Raw genomic sequence first — 19,892 nt, 5'->3', positions numbered from 1 at the left:
TCCGTATACCTAATATTTAACAATTTTCGAACGAATTTTGTGCAGTAAAATTAACGAGAACCGCGTCAGACAAGCCTTGCCGCAGTTTTGGCGCGTTGAACTTTTTTTGCATACTGCGGTCGAAAAAAATTCCAGGAAAACTCTTAAAATGACTCAATGGTACACATTTGAGTGAATTTTTAGCCCGGGATGTTGTCCTCTGCGATAGGAATCTCCACGAACCGGCCGCATGATGAAACCCATCGCGTTACCTTCTTCAGCCGCTTCAGTCAGACGCAAATGTTCCTCTTGCGACAGATCCTCAGGCAACCACCCAATCACGACGCTATAGTTCCCGGTACGTAATGCCCGGACCATCGACTCGACCGTATCGCAAGGGGAGAGTTGATTAATCTGCATCACCTTCGCTAACGGCAGGCCAGCCGACTGAACCCATTCACGACTTAATTTTTGCTGTGGCGTCAGCCAGAGCTGCCAGCGAGACTGTTGCCCGAGCTGCTGCAAAAGCGGCAGGAGTAAGAGTTGTGTTAACAGCGGCTGGTCTTCACGGTAAACCACTTCACTGATAAGCCCTGTCGATACACGCCCGATAGAATTCTGCGCAGCATTGCCTGCGGCAGAAGTGGAAGGTGTTAAGTGATTTGCATAGCCTGAAGTGTACATATTCATTCCAGCCCTGTAGTTACTGTATGGATATACAGTAACCCCTGTGTGCATAAAGATCAACCTCATTTTCGGAAAGCGACTCGCAAATTTCATCCATTCCTGGTGAACCTGAAAAAATCATCTTGCCCAACGGCAATAAGTTGCCTATTTTCCTGCTAACGGATCCGTTAGTAAGAAATATCGTGTTTACTGTATGATTTTTAATGGAATTATCATGAAAAAGATATCTTATGATCGGATTTATCAATCTCAGGAATACCTCTCTCCGCTGGGCGAAATTCATCATCGCGCCCTGTTTGGCGGTTATACCCTGGCCGTGGATGAAGCGGTGTTCGCGATGGTGTCTGACGGCGAGCTGTACCTTCGCGCCTCTGAGCAAAGTGCAAAATACTGTGTAAAAAACGCCTCCTCTTTTCTGACCCTGATGAAACGAGGACGGCCAGTGCTGCTTAATTACTACCGTGTGGATGAAGGTCTGTGGCAAAACAGGGAAAAGCTGCTTCAGCTCTCCTCGTTTGCGCTCGATGCCGCCAGGAAAGAGCGCTACCAGCGCCATCAGCGTAACCGGCTTAAGGATCTGCCGAACCTGACCTTTCAGATTGAGGTCCTGCTTATGGAGGCGGGCATTACCAATGAAGAGACGCTACGACAGTTGGGGGCGAAGACGAGCTGGCTGAAAATGCGCTCTAAGAATAAAGCGCTGAGTATCCGGGTATTGTTCGCGCTTGAAGGCGCCATCGAAGGGTTACATGAAGCGGCACTCCCGGCGGATATTCGCCGGGAGCTTATGGAGTGGTTTAATGCGCTGCCTGAGTCGCAGGGCCATCATTCCGCCAGGTAGCGATCTTCTGTCGCAGCCGACAAATTTCCGGCAGCAAAGCGATAAGCAGGCCAATTTGCTGTAGGACCAGCGGAGCTTTGTTGTCGGTGCCAGGATCAAGGTGTGCGATACGTTGCACCAGTTCATCCAGTGCCTGGTGAACCCGTGGCTCATCCGCAGGTTGATGATGAAGCGCATCATCAACGTAGCAAACGGCGTCGTCCAGCAGCGCCAGGATGCCCGGATTTGTCAGTTTCTCACGGTGGGCGCCAAGGGTAGAGATATAGCTGGTGAACGTGTGGTTCAGACACAGCAGGCGGAAGGCTGTCTCCCGGATTTCTGCCGTGGCGCGCGGCTCAGTTGACATATTCGAGACAACGGAAGCCAGCTCTGCGTCCGTGTTATGCGCATCGCGACGGGCAATCCGATAGGCCAGACGGTTATCGCGACCCTGATGGTATTGCTCAAGAATAGCATCCAGATAGCGGCAGTTGGCGTTCATTGCTCTGTCGGACACGCGCGGTAAGTTACGAAAACGCCAGTCCGGCCAGATAAAGCTCACCGCCGCCCAGGCAATGGCGCAGCCGATTAGCGTGTCGATAACGCGGGGGAGGGCCACTTCAAAGCCTTCACCCAGCAGATTGAAGCAGAGCAGCACCAGCAGCGTGATGAACATCGTGGCGTGGGCGTACTGCACATTGCGGAAGGCGAAAAACAGTACACCGGTAATCACAATCAGGATCAGTTGCCCTTCTACGGATGGCACAAAGTAGAGCACCGGCAGCCCGATGGCGACCCCGACTAATGTCCCGACAATACGCAGCGCGAGCCGATGGCGGGTAGCGTTATAGTTCGGCTGGCAGACAAACAGGCTGGTCAGCAGGATCCAGTAACCGTGGTGCAACCCTGTTATCTGGATAAATGCATAGCCGACGCACAGAACCAGCGACATCCTTACCGCATGGCGAAAGAGGGCGGATTCCGGCGTAAAATGACGGCTCAGGCGCAGCCACATATCGCTGAAACCGTTGAGACTGTCGTCGGCAAGCTGGTTGTCGGCGTCATTGCCCGGCATTGCCATCGCCTGTTCAGACTCAATGGTGGCGAGCTGAGCATCGATGGCTCTCAGGTTGTTGAGCAAGAATCCCAGGGCTTTGAACTGTTCCGGCGATGTCCCACTGGCCTGAACGCGATCGAGGGCCGCATCCAGATGACTGAATGCGCGTTCAAAGCGAGGATCGTGCTGATAGGGCGTGCGCAGCAGTATTGAGCGCGCAAGTTGCTGGCAGGCCTGAGACTGCATCGACAGCAGGCGCTGGAAACGGAACATCACGTCGCTGTAGCGGAATTTCTCGCGCAGGTCAGCGTACTGCACATGCGAGGAGCTGGCGCGCTCGTGAATATCCTGGGCGACAAAGTAGTAGTGCAGTGTGCGCCGGGTACCGCGCTGACCGCGATCGCCGCGCAGACGGGTGAGCAGAGACGCTTTGGTCTGATTCAGCGTGGCGACCAGTTGGCCATTTGCCAGCGCCAGATCGTACAGGGGCGCCTGGCTGTCCTCTTCAATATCCGGATCAAACAGCCGGGATTTCAGCTCCAGATAGTGGGCCAGCTGTTCGTAACTGCGGGCAATGTTGTCCTGTAAGGCACGAACCGGAAAAATAAGATGCCCGGTTAAGGTCAGCAGGTTATACCAGATAGCGCCCAACAGCAGCAGGACCGGTTGTTGATACCACTGATCGTAAAGAGAGACGCCCAGCATGGTGTAAATGGCAATCAGCAGGGCGCCAAACGCGATAGTGGCGTAGCGTTGCCCGAGGCCGCCGAGCAAAATGAAGCCGCTGGTGGACACCGTCAGCCCTAAGGCAAACAGCCAGGGCCAGGGGAAAAGCAGCTCAACGGAGGCGGAAGCAATAAAGAAGCAGACCAGCGTAATGACCAGATTACGCAAACGACCGGCCAGGCGGTCGTCGAGATCCGCCAGCGCGCCGGCCACCACCCCAAGCGTGAGGGGGATGGTGAGCTTCACATCATTTAGCCACCACGGCAGAGCGACGGTGCCGCAGAGGGCGATAAAGATCCTGACGTTATACAGCCAGTTACTGTTCCACGTATAGCGACGAAGCAGGGGGCTTAGCATGAGTGCGGCCAGTCCTTATTACTGAAAACGGCGACGGGCGTTGGCTTCACGCGCGGCTTGCGCGACTTCGACCGGGACAACACGGCGTCCTACCGGCCACAGGGCGATGGTAGCAATTTTGAAATTAGCGATGCCAACCGGAATGCCTATAATCGTGATGCACTGGGCGATACCGGCGAAGATATGCATCAGACACAACCACCAGCCAAAGAAGATCAGCCATAAAATATTCAGCAGCGTGCCGCCGGTATTCATGAAGGCATTTTTTCTTTCCGGCTCCAGCTCATCCACGTGTACGGCTTCATTTCCATAAGGAACGAGGGACAGTTTGGTGATTTCCCAGCAGGAGCGCGTCAGCGGAAGGGTGAAGATGAGCACGATGCTCACCAGAGTGGCAAAAAGCCAGGAAAGGGTGGTGGCAAAACCGCCAAGGACAAAATTCAACACATTCAGAACGGTACGCATAAACCCTCATTTCCTTCGATATGATTAACGCCCGGTGATTGTAACGTTTTTTTGGACTGGAGCACCTTAAAACTGGCAGTTAAACTGTCTGACAAATTATGACCTCGTGGATCCGGCAGGATATGGAACTGAAAGCAACTTCAATGGGCAAACGCCTGGCGCAGCACCCTTACGACAAGATTGTCCTGCTCAATGCAGGAGTGAAAGTCTCCGGTGAACGCCACGAATACCTTATTCCGTTTAATCAGCTACTGGCCATTCATTGTAAACGAGGGCTGGTATGGGGGGAGCTGGAGTTCGTCCTGCCGGCAGACAAAGTGGTGCGACTCCACGGGACCGAGTGGGCGGAAACCCAACGCTTCCACCATCATCTGAACACGCGCTGGCAGCAGTGGAGCCAGGAGATGAGCGTGATTGCCGCACAGGTTCTGCAACAGGTGCTGGACGATATCGCGCTAAGCAATACGCAGCAGAAGTGGCTGACGCGCCAGCAAACCGCCGGGCTTCAGCAAAAAATCGCCCAGGCGCTGACGGCATTGCCTTTACCGGTGGCGCGGCTTGAGGAATTTGAGAACTGCCGCGACGCGTGGCGGAAGTGCCAGGCCTGGCTGAGCGATATCGAGAAAAGCCGTCTGGCGCATAACCAGGCCTGGACTGAGGCGATGCTTACGCAATATGCCGACTTCTTCAGTACAGTGGAGTCATCGCCCCTCAATCCTGCCCAGGCGCGCGCCGTGGTGAATGGCGAACAGTCTTTATTGGTGCTGGCAGGTGCCGGGAGCGGCAAAACGTCGGTGCTGATGGCGCGCGCGGGTTGGCTTCTGACAACGGGCGAGGCGGTTGCAGACCAGATTTTGCTGCTGGCCTTTGGTCGCAAGGCTGCGCAGGAGATGGATGAGCGCATTCAGGCGCGTTTGCATACCCAGGATATCTCGGCGCGCACGTTCCACTCCCTCGCTTTACACATCATTCAACAGGGCAGCAAAAAAGTTCCTGTTGTCAGCAAGCTGGAGAACGACGCTCAGGCTCGCCAGGCGCTGTTTATCAAGGCATGGCGTCAGCAGTGCAGTGAAAAAAAGGCGCAGGCGAAAGGCTGGCGTCAGTGGCTTGAAGAGGAACTCAGCTGGGAGGTGCCGGAGGGCAGCTTCTGGCAGGATGAAAAGCTGGCGCGCCGGCTGGGCTCTCGTCTCGACCGGTGGGTAAGCCTGATGCGCATGCACGGCGGCTCTCAGGCGGAGATGATAGAAAGCGCACCGGAGTCGATCCGCGCTGTGTTTTCTAAACGGGTTAAGCTGATGGCGCCGATGCTGAAAGCGTGGAAAACCGCGCTGAAAGACGAAAACGCGGTCGATTTTTCGGGGCTGATCCATCAGGCCATCATCATTCTGGAGAAAGGGCGCTTCGTCAGCCCGTGGAAACACATTCTGGTGGATGAGTTTCAGGATATCTCGCCGCAGCGCGCTGCGCTGCTTTCGGCGCTGCGGGCGCAGAATAAACACACGTCGCTGTTTGCCGTGGGCGATGACTGGCAGGCTATCTACCGTTTCAGCGGGGCGCAACTATCCCTCACGACGGCCTTCCACCACTATTTTGGGGAAGGCGATCGCAGCGATCTGGACACCACCTACCGCTTCAACGCGCGGATTGGCGAAATAGCCAACCGTTTTATTCAGCAGAACCCGCACCAGCTGTCGAAACCGCTTAACAGCCTGACGTCGGGGGATAAAAAGGCCGTCACGCTGCTGGCGGGCGATCAGCTGGAACCGCTGCTGGATAAACTGAGTGGCTATGCGAAACCGGATGAACGGATTCTGGTGCTGGCGCGTTATCACCACCTCAAGCCGACGGCGCTGGAAAAAGCGGCGACGCGCTGGCCAAAACTTCAGCTCGATTTTATGACCATTCACGCCAGTAAAGGGCAGCAGGCCGACTACGTGATTGTGGTGGGGCTAAAAGAGGGGAGCGACGGTTTCCCGGCACCGGCGCGGGAATCCGTGATGGAAGAGGCGTTATTACCTGTTCCGGAAGATTTCCCGGATGCAGAGGAGCGGCGCTTACTGTACGTGGCGATAACCCGCGCGCGCCATCGCGTGTGGCTCTTGTTCAACAAAGAGGAGCCGTCGGTGTTTGTCGATATTTTGAAAAGTATTGACGTGCCGGTGGCGAGAAAGCCGTAACGCGCCGGGCAAATTCTGTAGGCCCGGTAAGCGCAGCGCCACCGGGCAAAAAACTACTTCAGTCTCTCCGCAAGATAACGCTGATAATCCGGGATCAAAATCTCCACCGGATCGTTAAACTGCGGCGATTCAATGATGAAATCTGCCGTTGAAAGATTGGTGGCTACCGGAATGTTCCACACCGTCGCCAGACGCAGCAGCGCTTTAACGTCCGGATCATGCGGAACCGCGTTCAGCGGATCCCAGAAGAAAATCAGAACGTCAATTTTACCTTCTGAAATCTGAGCACCTACCTGCTGGTCACCCCCCATCGGGCCGCTCAGCATGGCATTCACTTCCAGACCGGTTTCGCGGTGGATCAGGTTGCCGGTTGTTCCCGTGGCAGAAAGGGCATGATGCTGTAAAAGAGGCTGATGGCGACGAACCCAGTTAAGCAGCATTTGTTTACAGTGATCGTGCGCAACCAGAGCAATGTGCTTGCGCGCCGGAAGTGCGCGTGTTGTCAGTTCCATAATCTTATCCGTGAGGTTACCTCGCTACACGATGACGGGAACTGGCTGATGCTGCAAGAGAAAGGACGAAAAAATGTGGCTTACGACGAAGGTTGTTGCTTCGCCCATTGCAGAAAACGGGCGCGCGTGTCCGGATCGGCATTCTGGAACCAGAACTTGAGGCGTTGCTCAGTAAGGGTCTGCGACTGAGGGGGGAGTACATCCAGCTCCGATACGCCCGAAAGCAGGGTACTGTCATCCGCCATCATGGTGGCGAACTGGGGCAGCGAGGCGCGCCTGCTGGCCCTGTTGTAGGTCTCGGTGTCCGCTTCATAGTCTGTTCCCTTTGGCCTTTTTGTCAGCGCCAGAATATCCAGTTTTACCGGGATGGGCATGGAGTCCCCGTCCACCAGTTCAATGCGCGGCGAGGCATCAAATGCCAGTGACTCCTTTTCTGTCTCAAGGCGCGGGAGACGAAAATTGACCTGGCTGATACGCTGGGTATTAAAGCTGACCACCAGCGGAGGCGAAATGTACACCTGCTGTTCGTTGTCGGCGAGGCGAATGGTCTTTTCCACCCGAAAAACCACCTGGTGCGGGCCGTTATCCAGCTCGATACTGTCTGCACCCCGCAGCAGGGAGCTGGAGACTTTTTTCCCGTCCAGCACCAGCAGGTCAATGTCGGTTGAGAGTCTGAGGGTGGTTGCGAAAACACAAACCGGCATGATTAACGCAACCATAGCCCAGGCAATGCCGGTTTTCATAGCAGACTCCTGTAGACAAACTACCCGGTAAGAATGTATCAAAAGTTTTCGACAAACACGTTTACTAACATATAGACATATTCTGCCGTTTTGCCCTCATACTTCTGTATGGGATGCGTGGTTGAGATGTCCGCTTTGACGTACACTTTGAAAAAAGCCAGGAGGAAGAGCATGAAAGAGAACGACATTGTCGAGATTCTGACGTCCACGCGCACTATCGCGCTGGTCGGCGCGAGCGATAAACCGGATCGCCCAAGCTATCGGGTCATGAAATACCTTCTGGATCAGGGTTATCACGTGATCCCGGTCTCGCCGAAGGTGGCGGGGAAAACGCTGCTGGGCCAGCAGGGCTATGCGACGCTCGCGGACGTGCCGGAAAAGGTGGATATGGTGGACGTTTTTCGTAATTCAGAGGCGGCCTGGGGCGTGGCGCAGGAGGCGATTGCCATCGGCGCGAAAACGCTGTGGATGCAGCTGGGCGTGATTAATGAGCAGGCGGCCGTGCTGGCGCGCGATGCCGGGCTGAAGGTGGTGATGGATCGCTGTCCGGCAATCGATATTCCCCGTCTGGGGCTGGCAAAATAAAAAAAGCCCGTTTGACGGGCTTTTTTACACCTTTAGTTGCGCAGTCTTGGTGCCTGTAACTGTTTGCGGATGGTCTGAGCAAGCTCGTCCATAGTGGGTTGTTCCGGATGCTCATCCTGTAGTTCACCACTCAGCTGCGCTTCGGCAAGATAGGTATGGACAGGCTGACCATCGTCGCCCTCCATAACCACATGATACCAGGGCGCGGCGCGAAGCTCTGCGTCAACGGCCAGATCGTCTGCTGACGGTTCATCAAGGGAATACTCCGGGTCGATATCCACGACCACACCCAAATATCCAAGCAAGGTGTGGCGGACCTGCTGGCCGATACCGAATTTGCTGGCAATCATAGTCACCTCCCGGGAAACATTACATACACACTATGTGCGGGCAATATTTCTCTTTTCAAGTTACATGACGCGACAGGCAAACCCTTTCAGATACAGCCCTTCCGGGTAGGTAGCGATCACCGGGTGATCGGCGGCCTGACGGAACTGCTCTATAAATTGTACATCACGACCCGCATCTATTGCGGCATCGGCGATGATTTTTTGGAATAAATCTGTCGTCATCAGGCCAGAGCAGGAGAACGTCAGCAGCACGCCGCCCGGGTTCAGCAGCTGGATCGCCAGCATGTTGATGTCTTTATAGCCACGGCAGGCGCCCATCAGCTGGCTTTTGTTTTCAACAAACTTCGGCGGGTCCATCACGATGACGTCAAATTTCTCGCCCTGGTCGCGGTATTTACGCAGCAGTTTGAATACGTCGTCGCGCACAAACTCCGCTTTGCTCAGATCCAGCTTGTTCAGCTCAACGTTCTGCTTCGCCACGTCCAGCGCTTCCTGTGAGGTGTCGACGCTCACCACCTGAGCACAGCCGCCCATCAGGGCAGAGACCGCAAAGCCGCCGGTATAAGAGAAGCAGTTCAGCACGCGTTTATCGGCAACGTACTGGCGCGTTGCCAGACGGCTGTCACGCTGGTCGAGGTAATAACCGGTCTTATGGCCGCCCTGGATATCCACCAGCAGCTTCATGCCATGTTCTTCGATAGGCAGCAGGGCAGGCGGCAGTTCGCCGGTGACCGGGCCTTGCGTCAGCTCCATGCCCTCTTTTTTACGTACCGCCACGTCGCTGCGGTCGTAAATGGCACAATCCGGGAACAGGGTTTGCAGGGCGCTAATCAGCGCGGCACGCTGGTATTCCGCCCCGGCGCTCAACAGCTGCAACACCAGGAAATTGCCGAAGCGGTCAATGGTCACGCCCGGCAGCCCGTCGGACTCTCCGGCAATCAGACGATAGCTGTCCAGCCCGTCACGCTTTGCCAGCCACTCGCGCCACTGCTGCGCCTGTTGCAAACGACGGACAAAGAAGTCGATATCGATGGTTTCGTCTTTATCGAACGTCCAGACGCGCGCGCGGATCTGAGATGCTGGCGAGTATGCGCCGCGTGCTAACCATTTCCCCTGATGGTCAACAATATCGATGGTTTCACCGAGGCTGGCTTTACCTTCCATGCGGGCAACCGCGCCGGAAAAGACCCAGGGATGACGGCGCAGTAATGACTTCTCGCGCCCTTTGGCTAACACTAAACGTACACTCATAATTTGCTATTCTGTCGATTCCAATGAAAAGGCCGCCATTTTCCCGACTTCAGTGAGGAAATGCAACGCGCCAGTCGGATAAGGAGAAGGATGATGTCAAATGTTTGCACCATTGCCTGGGTCCATGGCCTTGTACAGGGCGTCGGATTCCGCTACAGCACCCAGCGCGAAGCCCTTCAGCTCGGGCTGACAGGGTATGCGCGTAACATGGATGATGGCAGCGTGGAGGTTGTGGCCTGCGGTGAGGCGGATCGGGTTGAGAAGCTGGTGGCGTGGCTGAAAGCGGGCGGACCGCGCAGCGCGCGGGTTGATAAGGTGCTAACGGAACCGCATCAACCCGACCGGGAATACGCTGACTTCAGTATTCGCTATTAAATGCATTTTACCGGCTTTGGCAGGCCGGCGATTTTTGTCGCCTGTTTAGCCGGGCCTTTCGGAAACAGGCGATACAGATAACGGCTGTTGCCTTTCTCTTCGCCAAATTTATTCGCCATGGCTTTGACCAGCATGCGGATAGCCGGCGAGGTGTTGAATTCAAGGTAAAATTCTCGCACGAAGCGCACCACTTCCCAGTGTTCCGGGGAGAGGGTGATTCCTTCGTTTTCCGCAATTTTCTCCGCCAGCGCTTCGCTCCACTGGCTGCTCTCTTTCAGATAACCGTCGTTATCGGTTTCGATCTCTTTGCCTTCAAAACTCAACATATTCATTCACACGTTAGTCAAAAACCGCCTAAGTCTACCAAAAAAACAAAGCCCCGCATAAGCGGGGCCCTGTTCACAGCACGGTGAGTTAATCGCGGCTGGCGAAGCCCAGGATGCTCAGCAGGCTGACAAAAATGTTGTACAGCGACACATACAGGCTCACAGTGGCGCGGATATAGTTCGTCTCACCGCCGTGAATGATGTTGCTGGTTTCATACAGGATTGCGCCGGATGAAATCAGGATAAACACCGCGCTGATTGCCAGATGCAGCGCAGGCAATTGCAGGAAGATGTTCGCCAGCATACCGACCAGCACAATCACGATACCTGCCATCAGCATACCGCCAAGGAAGGACATGTCCTTACGGGTGGTCAGCACGTAGGCCGAGCAGCAGAAGAACACCAGCGCGGTACCGCCCAGCGCCATACCAATTACGTCGCCCATTCCGGCAGACAGATAGGCATTCAGGATTGGCCCCAGAATGTAGCCCAGGAAGCCGGTAAAGGCGAACGCGGAGAGAATACCCACCGGTTTATCCGCGGTTTTGTAGGTCAGGAACATCAGACCGTACATACCTACCAGCGTGAGGATCAGGCCCGGAGAAGGCAGCATCAGTACAGTGCTGGCCGTCGCGGTGATCGCCGAAAACGCCAGCGTCAGGCTGAGCATGAAATAGGTATTGCGCAGCACCTTATGGGTGCTGAGTAGCGATGTGCGGTCGCGTGAAGAAGTAATTATACGATCCATGAGTCACTCTCTTATGACAGATGTAATTAGCGCAAAGAATAGGAAACGGCGCGGCAGACGCAAAGTGGTTTTACCCATCTTTACTCAGCCCCTTAGGGATTATGCTGGATTTTTATTCTGGCAAAGCCTTTGTACTCAGAATGAAGTGCGGTTTGTAGGGCGTATTCAGATCAACCTCTTATAGGTCACTGAAAAATATTGCGTTATTTCCCTAAGGCCGCTAAGAGTTATTTCCGGATCGTCATAAAAACAGACAATAAGGCGAAGGAAATGAAACCACAAACACGCACGCACTTTACACTCTCTTTGTTAACCGCAGGGATCCTGTGCGCCAGTACGGCAACCTGGGCGGCTAACGTGCCGGCAGGAACCCAGCTGGCAGATAAGCAGGAACTGGTCAGGAACAACGGCAGTGAACCCGCCTCGCTCGACCCGCATAAAGTCGAAAGCGATGTCGAATTCAATATTATCAGCGATTTATTCGACGGGCTGGTCAGCGTCTCTCCGGCAGGTGAAATCCAGCCGCGCCTGGCGGAGAAATGGGAAAATAAAGACAACACCGTCTGGACGTTCCATCTGCGTCCGGGCATTACCTGGAGCGATGGAACCCCCATCACCGCGGAAGATATTGTCTGGAGCTGGCAGCGGCTGGTCGACCCGAAAACCGCCTCTCCGTATGCCAGCTATCCCGGTAGTATGCGTATCGTCAACGGCACTGATATCGCAGAAGGCAAAAAAGCGCCCGAGTCGCTGGGGGTGAAAGCCATCAATGACACCACGCTGGAAGTTACGCTCACGCAACCTAACGCCGCTTTCCTGGCGATGCTGGCTCACCCGTCTCTGGTGCCAATTGATAAAGTCCTGGTAGGCCGTTTCGGTGATAAGTGGACCAAACCGGAGCACTTCGTCAGCAGCGGGGCCTATAAACTGTCACAGTGGGTGGTTAACGAACGCATTGTGGCGGTGCGTAACCCGAAATATTGGGATAACGAACATACCGTCATCAACAAGGTGACCTATCTGCCCATTTCCTCTGAAGCTGCTGACGTCAACCGCTACAAAGCGGGCGAAATCGACATTGTTTACACGGTGCCGATCAACCAGTTTGCTCAGCTGAAGAAAACGCTGGGGAGCGAGCTGGACGTTTCACCGCAGCTTGCCACCTATTATTATCAGTTCAACACCACCCGGCCGCCGTTCAACGACGCCCGCGTGCGCAAGGCGCTGAACCTGGCGCTGGATAAAGACATCATCGCCGGGAAAGTATTAGGGCAGGGCCAGCGCCCGGCATGGCTGATCAGCCAGCCGGATATTGGCGGCGTCAAGCTCCAGAACCCGGATTACGCCAGCTGGCCGATGGATAAACGCATTGCCGAGGCGAAAAAGCTGCTGGCCGAAGCCGGATTTAACGACAGCCATCCGCTCAGCTTTAATCTCCTCTATAACACCTCGGAATCGCACCAGCGTATTGCCATTGCCGCCAGCTCAATGTGGAAGAAGAACCTCGGCGTGGAGGCGAAGCTGCAAAATCAGGAGTGGAAAACCATGCTTGATACCATGCACACCCATAACTTTGACGCGGTACGCTACGCCTGGATTGCCGATTACGACGATGCGGCAACCTTCCTGAACAACTTCCGTACCGGGGACAGCCAAAACACCACTCAGTACAGCAATCCGGACTACGATCGGGCACTGGTGAACGCGGCGAAATCGAAAACGGCGGAGGAGCGCGGTAAATTCTACCAGCAGGCAGAAGATCTGCTGGGACGGGATGTACCGGCGATCCCGGTCTATCATTACGTGCGCACGCACCTGGTGAAACCGTGGGTAGGGGGCTTCACGCCAGACAAGCTCGGGTACTACTACACCAAAGATATGTACATCAAAAAGCACTAACGATCCGCGGTGGATATTATGCTGCCAAAACGGCCAATCTGTCGTCTATTCAACCGATTAAACGCATTTTGGCTATTTTTAAAGCGAACGAATGCGCGCACTCTTTACAGCGCGCGGTGAGGTGTTTATAGTTCGCCTCACTTAGGAAGCGTGGCCGAGCGGTTGAAGGCACCGGTCTTGAAAACCGGCGACCCGAAAGGGTTCTAGAGTTCGAATCTCTACGCTTCCGCCAAATTCGAAACCCCTGCGATAGCAATATCGCAGGGGTTTTTATTTTTGCGCCAGTCTTCCGTCATGCCACCATGTTGTAGCTTATCGTGATCCCGGCGTCGGCCTTGCAGACCTGAGCTTTTACGCACCAGGTGTCCTCGATGTTTGCCGGCGTCAGAACCGCTTCGGGCGCGCCCGTGGCGGCGATCTGCCCGGCCTTCAGGAGGATCAGACGCTGGCAATAATTGGCCGCAAGATTGAGATCGTGCAGTGCAACCACCACCGTAAGCGGCAGCTGTGAAACGAGCCGCATCAGCTCCAGCTGGTGCTGAATGTCCAGGTGGTTTGTCGGTTCATCGAGCAACAGCACCTGCGGCTGCTGGGCCAGCGCGCGGGCTATCTGGCTTCGCTGGCGCTCTCCGCCAGACAAAGAGTGCCATCGCCGCTGGCGTAAGCGGCATAACTGCATCAGGCCAATCGCCTGCTCAACCGCAGCCTCATCGTCGCGCGAGGTTTTCTGGAATGTTTTCCGGTAGGGCGTACGCCCCAGTCTGACAATGTCCTCAACGGTCAGTTCTCCGTCGACCTCAGCATGTTGCGGGACAAACGCCATGTGCTGCGCGCGTTTTTTCAGCGGCATCATGCCGAGCGTTGTGCCATTAAGCGCCACGCGTTCGCTGAGTCGTGGAAACAGCCCGGCGAGACAGCGCAGCAGCGTCGACTTGCCCGAGCCGTTTGGCCCTAACAGGCCGATAATCTGCCCGGATGGCAGGTCGAGATCGATATCCTTAAGCACCGTCTGCGCTTGTCGGGTTACGGTTAACCCGGCCACAGTAATATTCATGGATGCTCCTTTCGGTTTTGATAAAGCAACGCCACAAAGACGGGGGCGCCCACCAGCGCAGTCACCACCCCGATGGGCAGAACTTGGTGCACAATCAGCGTGCGTGAGACGATATCGGCGAGGATCATAAAGTGGGCGCCGATAAGAAACGTCAGCGGGATAGATAGACGATGGCCCGGCCCACATAGCATGCGCGTTACATGGGGAATGACCAGCCCGACAAACCCCACTGCGCCCGTGGCGCTCACCAGCGTTGCGGTAACAATGGCACAGGTCAGCAATAAGACAATACGCACGGCGGTAACCGGGATCCCCAGCGTGGTGGAGACCTCATCCCCGAAGGTGAAGGTGTCCAGCGCCCGTGAAAAGAGCAATACCACCAGTAAACCCGCAAGCGTAACGGCCAGCGCCAGCAGCGCGTCAGGCCAGCGCACGCCGCTCAGACTTCCCAGCAGCCAGAACATGACGCTACGGGACTGCTCGGCATTGGCGGACGTACTGACGACGTACGCGGTCATGGCGTTGAAGAGCTGGGTGCCCGCAATGCCAGCCAGCAAAATGCGCGACGGGCTTTCACTCATTCCGTTTGTTATCACCATGATGAGCGCAAAGGCGGCGCACGAGCCGACAAACGCACCGCTGCTTACGCCAATCACGCTCCCCCCGATGCCGAGAAGCATCACGCAGACGGCCCCCAGCGATGCGCCCGCGGAAATCCCCAGCAGATAAGGCTCAGCCAGAGGGTTACGCAGGATCGACTGTAACACCAGCCCGCACAACGCCAGGCCGCCGCCGTTGCACGCGGCCATTACTGCCCGGCTCATGCGATATTGCCAGACGATACCTTCCTCCGTTTGCGGCAACGCATAAGAGGTCAAACCCAGTCCGTTGAGGATCGCTTTCCCGGTACTGGCATACGACACCGGCATATCACCGATACTGGCGGCAAAGACCAGCATCAGCGGCAGCGCCATGGCACCTGCTGCCAGTAAACCCTGCTGGCGGCGGTCAAAAGCGAAATGACTCATTGTTCATCCTGGAAAGAAGCCAGCCGATCGCTGATAAGCTCAACCGCATCGACGTTACGCAATGAAGGGTTTAACGACATCGCTGGCACCACGATGATGTGGTTGTTCCTGACCGCAGGCATGTTCTTTGTCACCGGGTCACTGCGCAAGAACGCTTTTTTTACCTCAACGTCATCGGCAGGGTAGAGCCTGCGGGACATCCCGGCGATAACAATCACGTCCGGCTGCGAGCGGGCAATATGTTCCCACGTTACAGCGGGCCATTCGTCGTGAGAGTCAATAATGTTCTTCAACCCCAGCGTGCGGCTGATCCAGCCAGGCGCGCCGTAATTCCCCGCCACCCAGGGATCGCCATTCAGACGGCTGCTGGAGAACCAGAATACGACGCTAAGTGGTTTCGCGGAGGTGCGCGCCTGGGCCTTTTTAATACGCTCCGCCAGCGCACGATTGAGCTGCTCACCTCGCGCAGAAACATCAAAAATCGTCGCCAGATCTGTCACTTCCCGTGTAATTTCCGCCAGTGAAAACGGCGCGCTACGTGCTCCGTCTGCGTTTGAGGTTTCCGTTACCGTTTTATCCGTGCAGTCGGCAGGGGAGATCCACGTATTAATCCCCAGCGACGCAAACTGCTCACGGGTTCCCACTTCTCCCTGCGGACCAATGTGCCAGTGATACTGTGCGAGAACGAGTTCAGGTTTCTGTCCTACCACGGCCTCAAAGGAGGGGGAATTATCCGCAAGCCGGGGGAGGTTTTTCCCGGCATCCTCCAGCGTGGGTGGGAGCTTGCCGAACCAGACTGACGTCGCGGCGATCGTTTTCTCCAGCCCCAGTGCGAGCAGTAATTCTGTTTCATGCTGACCCACGGTCACGACGCGCTGAGGAGCCTGCGTAAAGGTCTGCTTAACGCCGCAATTTTCAATCGTGAGGGGCCAGGTGGTTGCGGCGAAAGCGGCAGGCGCCATGAAGAGCAGTGAAGCCAGAAATAACCCATTTTTAAGTAACATAGAACGCAATCCAAAATTGTTATGTTATAACATAATACATGTATTGTGACTGAGAGCAACACGCTCACCGTCGCTTGTTGCAGAAACGAAAGGCTGGACTATTCTCAACATACCCACCTGGCACTCGCGGGTTGCCTGAAAAATAACAAGATTTCTGACCTGGGGTAGTAAGGATGAAAAAGATCCTGCTCGCGTTTGCGTTCTGTTTTGCCGCCCTGAGCGCCTTCTCATCGTATGCCGCAGAGCCCCGCCAGGCGCCTATGGATCAGGAGCGCGCCCGAACGGTCTAGATCTTCCATCAGCCCATCGTCATGCTCCAGGCGAAATTTGGCCTGACCACGCCGGAAGAGCGCGTTTTACGCTTCCGCAACACCCTGCGCAATTTTACCGAGGCGGATGTGCGTGAGCCGCTCAGCATCGTCCCCGTGACCCGCTATAACCAGCAGGGACGGCTAATAGTGATGAACGGGAAACCTGTGATGCTGCTGACGGAAGGGGATTTGGACGAAGGGGACGATCTTACCCTCAATCAGGCCGCACAGCGCGTGCTGGCGCGCATGGAAGCGCAAAGGATGGCGCTGCGCGATCAATACGATACCGGCTGGCTGGCGCTGTCGACGGTAAAAACAGCCACTGGCCTGCTGGCGCTGTTGCTGCTCTGCTACGGCGCGTGGCGATCCTGGCGCTGGTTCCGGCGCGTCTACCGTCGGCGTATTGTGGAGAATCGCAGCCGGGTGCCGCAAAGCTGGCGGCGGTACATTGGCGCAATTGAGATTCGGCTTTACGCCTTGCTGATGTTCCTGCTGGGGTTGATCGGCTTTTACGTCTGGCTGAGCTGGGCATTCAGTCTGTTTCCGTGGACGCGGGTGTGGGGCACGTCGCTGGGAGACTGGACGCTTCGCGTGATGCAGCAAATCGCCCTGGCGATTGTCTCGGCCTTGCCGGGGCTGACGATTGTGCTGATCATTTTCCTCATTACCGCTTTAATTCTGAAGCTTCTCAGGATGGTGCTCAATCAGGTGGAGGCTGGTCGTCTGCAACTTCCCGGCGTACATCCGGAAACCGTGGGGGCTACCCGTAAGCTCATTTCCGTTGCCGTCTGGCTATTTGCTCTCTCCGCCGCCTGGCCGTTTCTTCCCGGTGCAAACTCGCTGGCGTTTAAAGGTATTAGCGTCTTCTTTGGCCTGATGTTAACGCTGGGCTCGGCAGGGGTGATGAACCATGCCATGAGCGGTCTGGTCCTGATTTACTCCCGCGCTCTGCGCAAAGGCGATGTCATTCGGGTGGCGGATAACGAAGGCAAGGTCAGTGAAATTGGCATGCTGGCGACCAAAATTATTACCCGGGAAAATTATGTCGTTACCGTGCCCAACGCGGTGGTGGTGAGCGGTAAGATCACCAATCTGAGCGCGCTACAGCCCGATGGCAGCCTCAATCTGACGGTCAGCGTCACGATCGGTTATGACACCCCATGGCGTCAGGTGCATGCCATGCTGGAGCTGGCCGCGAAACGGGCAAAAGGGATTGACCTTTCCGAGCCGCCGCTGGTACGCCAGTTAGGGTTAATGGACTGGTATATCGCTTACGAATTGCAGGTCCGTCTGCTGCCCGAACAGTCCCTCGCGGTTGCCCGCAATGAACTGCATAGCCAGATACAGGATGTGTTTAACGAATTTAACGTGCAGATCATGTCCCCGAATTTTGTTATGCAGCCAGAGGGCAGCGTAATGGTTACCAAAGAGAACTGGTATACCGCGCCAGCCAAACCCCCTCAGGGCGAAACGTGACGGCCCGGTTTTTCCGTGGCAAGGCAAAATGTCACAGCTTTTAATCGACGATCGCCGATTTTACACGGGTCATCGCCAGAATGTTTTTTGAGCGCATATTTAATTTCTCGAGGATCCTCACGCGGTAGGTGCTGGTCGTTTTTTGTGACAATTGCAGCTTTTTCGCGATCTCATGGTTTTCCAAATGAAACAGCTTCAGCACGTCATATTCGCGTCGCGTAAAGGAGTGTGTTCTGAGCGCCCGGTAAAAGCGCATCAGCTGCTGAAAAGGGTGAGCAGTAAAATGCATCGACGAATAGATAATATTATCGATTCTCACTGCGCGGTTGGCTTCTATCTCATGCATCAGGACAATGTAATCACGCTTAACTTTTTTGACCTGCCGAATGGTTTTATTGCGTAACTTATCCTGTTCAATCGCAATGATAAAATCCATCGCCTGATCGCCCCCATCAAGATTGTGAATATCCGCGTCATCGCGAATCAAATGGGTTGATGTCAGGGAGCTTGATACACCATGGCAAAGGTAATAGTTATCACTGATAAATAAAAAATTCATAATCGTCGTTAAATAAAGTCATGGCTAATCTCTTATCGCAGTGATCTACGGTTAATGGGTGTTGTGCGAAAAAGAGTCTAAATGACCACCCGCGAATCTAATAAACGTTATGAATGTAAAAATAAATGTTTACATTTTAGCCAGTCGATGGCGAAGAAATCAGCGGGACGGAAGGGGAGGACGGAAGACGTGTAATGTTATGCAAATTCGTGCTTTACATCATGCTCAGAGATGTTTATAGTGCGCCTCACTTTGGAAGCGTGGCCGAGCGGTTGAAGGCACCGGTCTTGAAAACCGGCGACCCGAAAGGGTTCTAGAGTTCGAATCTCTACGCTTCCGCCAAATTCGAAAACCCTGCGATAGCAATATCGCAGGGTTTTTTCGTTATTCCAGCCCCAGCGTATACTGCGCGATTTTGAAGTAGATAATCAGCCCGGTGCCGTCGATTAGCGTGGCGATAAACGGTGCGGAGACCACCGCCGGATCGATTTTGCAGCGTTTCAGTACCATCGGGATCACCGACGAGACGATGGCGCTCCACAGCGTAATGCAGACCAGCGTCAGGCTGACGATGAGCGTGATTTCCATCCCAATACCCATCATCCAGGCGCGAACGCAGCCCGCCAGACCCAGCGTGGCGGCAATCATTAACGAGGTGCTGATCTCTTTGCGCAGCACGCGACCCACATCGCGAAGGTGGACTTCACCCAGCGCCATGGCGCGCACCAGCGTCGAGGTGATCTGCGTCCCGCTGTTTCCGCCGGTGCCAATCAGCAGCGGAATAAAGAACGCCAGCGCGATGGCAGATTCCAGCGCCTCTTCAAAATGCTGGATCACCGAACTGGTATACGCTTCCGCAACAAACAGCAGCAGCAGCCAGACGGAGCGTTTCTTCCACAGGCTGAAGGCGCTGGTTTCCAGATAGGGCTTCTCCAGCGGCAGCGTCGCCCCCTGAAGCTGGGCATCTTCAGTAACATCATCTTCCAGCAGATGGGCGATTTCACGCTCGGTAAGGCAGCCCACCAGCTTGCCGTGGGTCACCACCGGCACTACATCCGCACCCGCGTGCGCCAGCAGCCCGGCGACATCCGCCCGCTCATCTTCCGGTTTGAGCTGAATAAAATCCGATATCATCAACCCCTTAACAGGCTGCACGGTGTCCGTGGCCTGCAATAATTTGCGTACGGCGATTAAACCCGCGAGGCGACCGTTATCTTCGATAAAAATATGCGACGGAATATCATCATCTTTTAATTTTTCAAAGAACTGCTCGCGTGCCAGAGCTACGCATAATGAAATATCGATAACGATAAAATCGGTATTCATATATTGCGCGATGGCGCTGTCATTAAAAGCCAGGTTTTGGTTATGAATAGCGTAAGACATAGTAAATTCCCTTTGAA

19 protein-coding genes, 2 tRNA genes and 1 pseudogene are annotated in these 19,892 nt (G+C 55.1%); 8 read left to right on the top strand and 14 right to left on the bottom strand.

What is annotated here, in order from left to right; translation table 11 throughout:
• Nucleotides 1-153: 153 nt before the first annotated feature.
• The gene (gene sulA, locus ACOTYH_RS02615; protein ID WP_026094322.1) at nt 154-663 is read right to left on the bottom strand and encodes an SOS-induced cell division inhibitor SulA; all 510 of its coding nucleotides are present in this window, start codon (nt 661-663) and stop codon (nt 154-156) included.
• Nucleotides 664-880: 217 nt separating this feature from the next.
• Here sulA and ACOTYH_RS02610 point away from each other — a divergent pair, with 217 nt between their 5' ends.
• Nucleotides 881-1,507, top strand: a complete 627-nt coding sequence (locus ACOTYH_RS02610; RefSeq protein WP_063135274.1) for a TfoX/Sxy family DNA transformation protein — start codon at nt 881-883, stop codon at nt 1,505-1,507.
• Here the strand turns inward: ACOTYH_RS02610 and yccS are convergent.
• Both yccS and ACOTYH_RS02600 read right to left on the bottom strand, forming a co-directional pair.
• On the bottom strand, nt 1,464-3,626 hold the full coding sequence (gene yccS / locus ACOTYH_RS02605) for a YccS family putative transporter (RefSeq protein WP_015570895.1): 2,163 nt from the start codon (nt 3,624-3,626) through the stop codon (nt 1,464-1,466). The two genes, ACOTYH_RS02610 and yccS, sit on opposite strands and share 44 nt — an antisense overlap.
• Before the next feature lie 18 nt (nt 3,627-3,644).
• Entirely contained in the window at nt 3,645-4,091 is a 447-nt protein-coding gene (locus ACOTYH_RS02600) for a YccF domain-containing protein (protein WP_015570894.1), read from the bottom strand.
• Between the two features lie 122 nt (nt 4,092-4,213).
• Between ACOTYH_RS02600 and helD the strand changes: the two genes are divergently transcribed.
• Complete coding sequence (gene helD, locus ACOTYH_RS02595) at nt 4,214-6,268, top strand: DNA helicase IV (protein WP_421637535.1); 2,055 nt, start codon at nt 4,214-4,216, stop codon at nt 6,266-6,268.
• 53 nt (nt 6,269-6,321) lie between these two features.
• Here helD and mgsA read toward each other — a convergent pair whose 3' ends face one another.
• Nucleotides 6,322-6,780, bottom strand: a complete 459-nt coding sequence (gene mgsA / locus ACOTYH_RS02590; protein WP_063135272.1) for a methylglyoxal synthase — start codon at nt 6,778-6,780, stop codon at nt 6,322-6,324.
• An 80-nt stretch (nt 6,781-6,860) separates the two neighbouring features.
• Nucleotides 6,861-7,523, bottom strand: a complete 663-nt coding sequence (csgI, locus tag ACOTYH_RS02585) for a curli synthesis inhibitor (protein ID WP_015570892.1) — start codon at nt 7,521-7,523, stop codon at nt 6,861-6,863.
• Between the two features lie 171 nt (nt 7,524-7,694).
• Between csgI and ACOTYH_RS02580 the strand changes: the two genes are divergently transcribed.
• A complete protein-coding gene (locus ACOTYH_RS02580; protein ID WP_006809337.1) occupies nt 7,695-8,108 on the top strand; it encodes a CoA-binding protein in 414 nt (137 codons plus the stop codon).
• 32 nt (nt 8,109-8,140) lie between these two features.
• Here the strand turns inward: ACOTYH_RS02580 and hspQ are convergent, their stop codons facing one another.
• Together hspQ and rlmI are read right to left on the bottom strand one after the other, a co-directional pair.
• Nucleotides 8,141-8,458: a heat shock protein HspQ gene (gene hspQ / locus ACOTYH_RS02575; protein ID WP_003858136.1), complete on the bottom strand. Its 318-nt coding sequence runs from the start codon at nt 8,456-8,458 to the stop codon at nt 8,141-8,143.
• A gap of 60 nt (nt 8,459-8,518) precedes the next feature.
• Nucleotides 8,519-9,709, bottom strand: coding sequence for a 23S rRNA (cytosine(1962)-C(5))-methyltransferase RlmI (gene rlmI, locus ACOTYH_RS02570; protein ID WP_063135271.1), 1,191 nt, complete (start codon nt 9,707-9,709; stop codon nt 8,519-8,521).
• Nucleotides 9,710-9,802: 93 nt separating this feature from the next.
• Between rlmI and yccX the strand changes: the two genes are divergently transcribed.
• Complete coding sequence (yccX, locus tag ACOTYH_RS02565; RefSeq protein ID WP_017693676.1) at nt 9,803-10,084, top strand: acylphosphatase; 282 nt, start codon at nt 9,803-9,805, stop codon at nt 10,082-10,084.
• Here the strand turns inward: yccX and tusE are convergent.
• Nucleotides 10,081-10,410 carry a sulfurtransferase TusE gene (gene tusE / locus ACOTYH_RS02560; RefSeq protein ID WP_003858129.1) on the bottom strand — a complete coding sequence of 110 codons (330 nt, stop codon included), beginning with the start codon at nt 10,408-10,410 and terminating at the stop codon, nt 10,081-10,083. The genes yccX and tusE overlap by 4 nt on opposite strands.
• An 88-nt stretch (nt 10,411-10,498) precedes the next feature.
• Nucleotides 10,499-11,158, bottom strand: coding sequence for an FtsH protease modulator YccA (gene yccA / locus ACOTYH_RS02555; protein WP_003858127.1), 660 nt, complete (start codon nt 11,156-11,158; stop codon nt 10,499-10,501).
• Between the two features lie 270 nt (nt 11,159-11,428).
• Between yccA and ACOTYH_RS02550 the strand changes: the two genes are divergently transcribed.
• Entirely contained in the window at nt 11,429-13,057 is a 1,629-nt protein-coding gene (locus ACOTYH_RS02550) for an ABC transporter substrate-binding protein (protein ID WP_023296279.1), read from the top strand.
• A gap of 144 nt (nt 13,058-13,201) precedes the next feature.
• Nucleotides 13,202-13,289, top strand: a tRNA-Ser gene (locus ACOTYH_RS02545).
• A gap of 60 nt (nt 13,290-13,349) precedes the next feature.
• Here the strand turns inward: ACOTYH_RS02545 and ACOTYH_RS02540 are convergent.
• Genes ACOTYH_RS02540 through ACOTYH_RS02530 form a run of 3 tightly spaced genes read right to left on the bottom strand, consistent with a single transcriptional unit; the run spans nt 13,350 to nt 16,143 of the window.
• Nucleotides 13,350-14,111, bottom strand: a complete 762-nt coding sequence (locus ACOTYH_RS02540) for an ABC transporter ATP-binding protein (protein WP_015570887.1) — start codon at nt 14,109-14,111, stop codon at nt 13,350-13,352.
• Nucleotides 14,108-15,139, bottom strand: coding sequence for a FecCD family ABC transporter permease (locus ACOTYH_RS02535; RefSeq protein ID WP_017384785.1), 1,032 nt, complete (start codon nt 15,137-15,139; stop codon nt 14,108-14,110). The genes ACOTYH_RS02540 and ACOTYH_RS02535 overlap by 4 nt, the downstream gene beginning before the upstream one ends.
• Nucleotides 15,136-16,143, bottom strand: a complete 1,008-nt coding sequence (locus ACOTYH_RS02530) for an ABC transporter substrate-binding protein (protein WP_203453298.1) — start codon at nt 16,141-16,143, stop codon at nt 15,136-15,138. The genes ACOTYH_RS02535 and ACOTYH_RS02530 overlap by 4 nt, the downstream gene beginning before the upstream one ends.
• Nucleotides 16,144-16,316: 173 nt before the next feature.
• On the opposite strand from ACOTYH_RS02530, the pseudogene ACOTYH_RS02525 reads away from it, so the two are divergent.
• A pseudogene (locus tag ACOTYH_RS02525) lies at nt 16,317-17,930 on the top strand (mechanosensitive ion channel family protein).
• 40 nt (nt 17,931-17,970) lie between these two features.
• Here the strand turns inward: ACOTYH_RS02525 and ACOTYH_RS02520 are convergent.
• On the bottom strand, nt 17,971-18,489 hold the full coding sequence (locus tag ACOTYH_RS02520; protein WP_421637534.1) for a LuxR C-terminal-related transcriptional regulator: 519 nt from the start codon (nt 18,487-18,489) through the stop codon (nt 17,971-17,973).
• Between the two features lie 254 nt (nt 18,490-18,743).
• Here ACOTYH_RS02520 and ACOTYH_RS02515 point away from each other — a divergent pair.
• A tRNA-Ser gene (locus ACOTYH_RS02515) sits at nt 18,744-18,831 on the top strand.
• 42 nt (nt 18,832-18,873) lie between these two features.
• On the opposite strand, the gene ACOTYH_RS02510 is transcribed toward ACOTYH_RS02515, so the two are convergent.
• Entirely contained in the window at nt 18,874-19,875 is a 1,002-nt protein-coding gene (locus tag ACOTYH_RS02510; protein WP_015570882.1) for a magnesium transporter, read from the bottom strand.
• Nucleotides 19,876-19,892 lie beyond the last annotated feature (17 nt).

It is taken from the genome of Enterobacter cloacae complex sp. SHL001 (assembly GCF_049236825.1).
In the GTDB taxonomy this organism is placed as follows: Bacteria; Pseudomonadota; Gammaproteobacteria; order Enterobacterales; family Enterobacteriaceae; genus Enterobacter; species Enterobacter hormaechei_C.
Note: the sequence above shows the minus strand (reverse complement) of the source record. Positions and strands in the feature narration are given on the sequence as shown.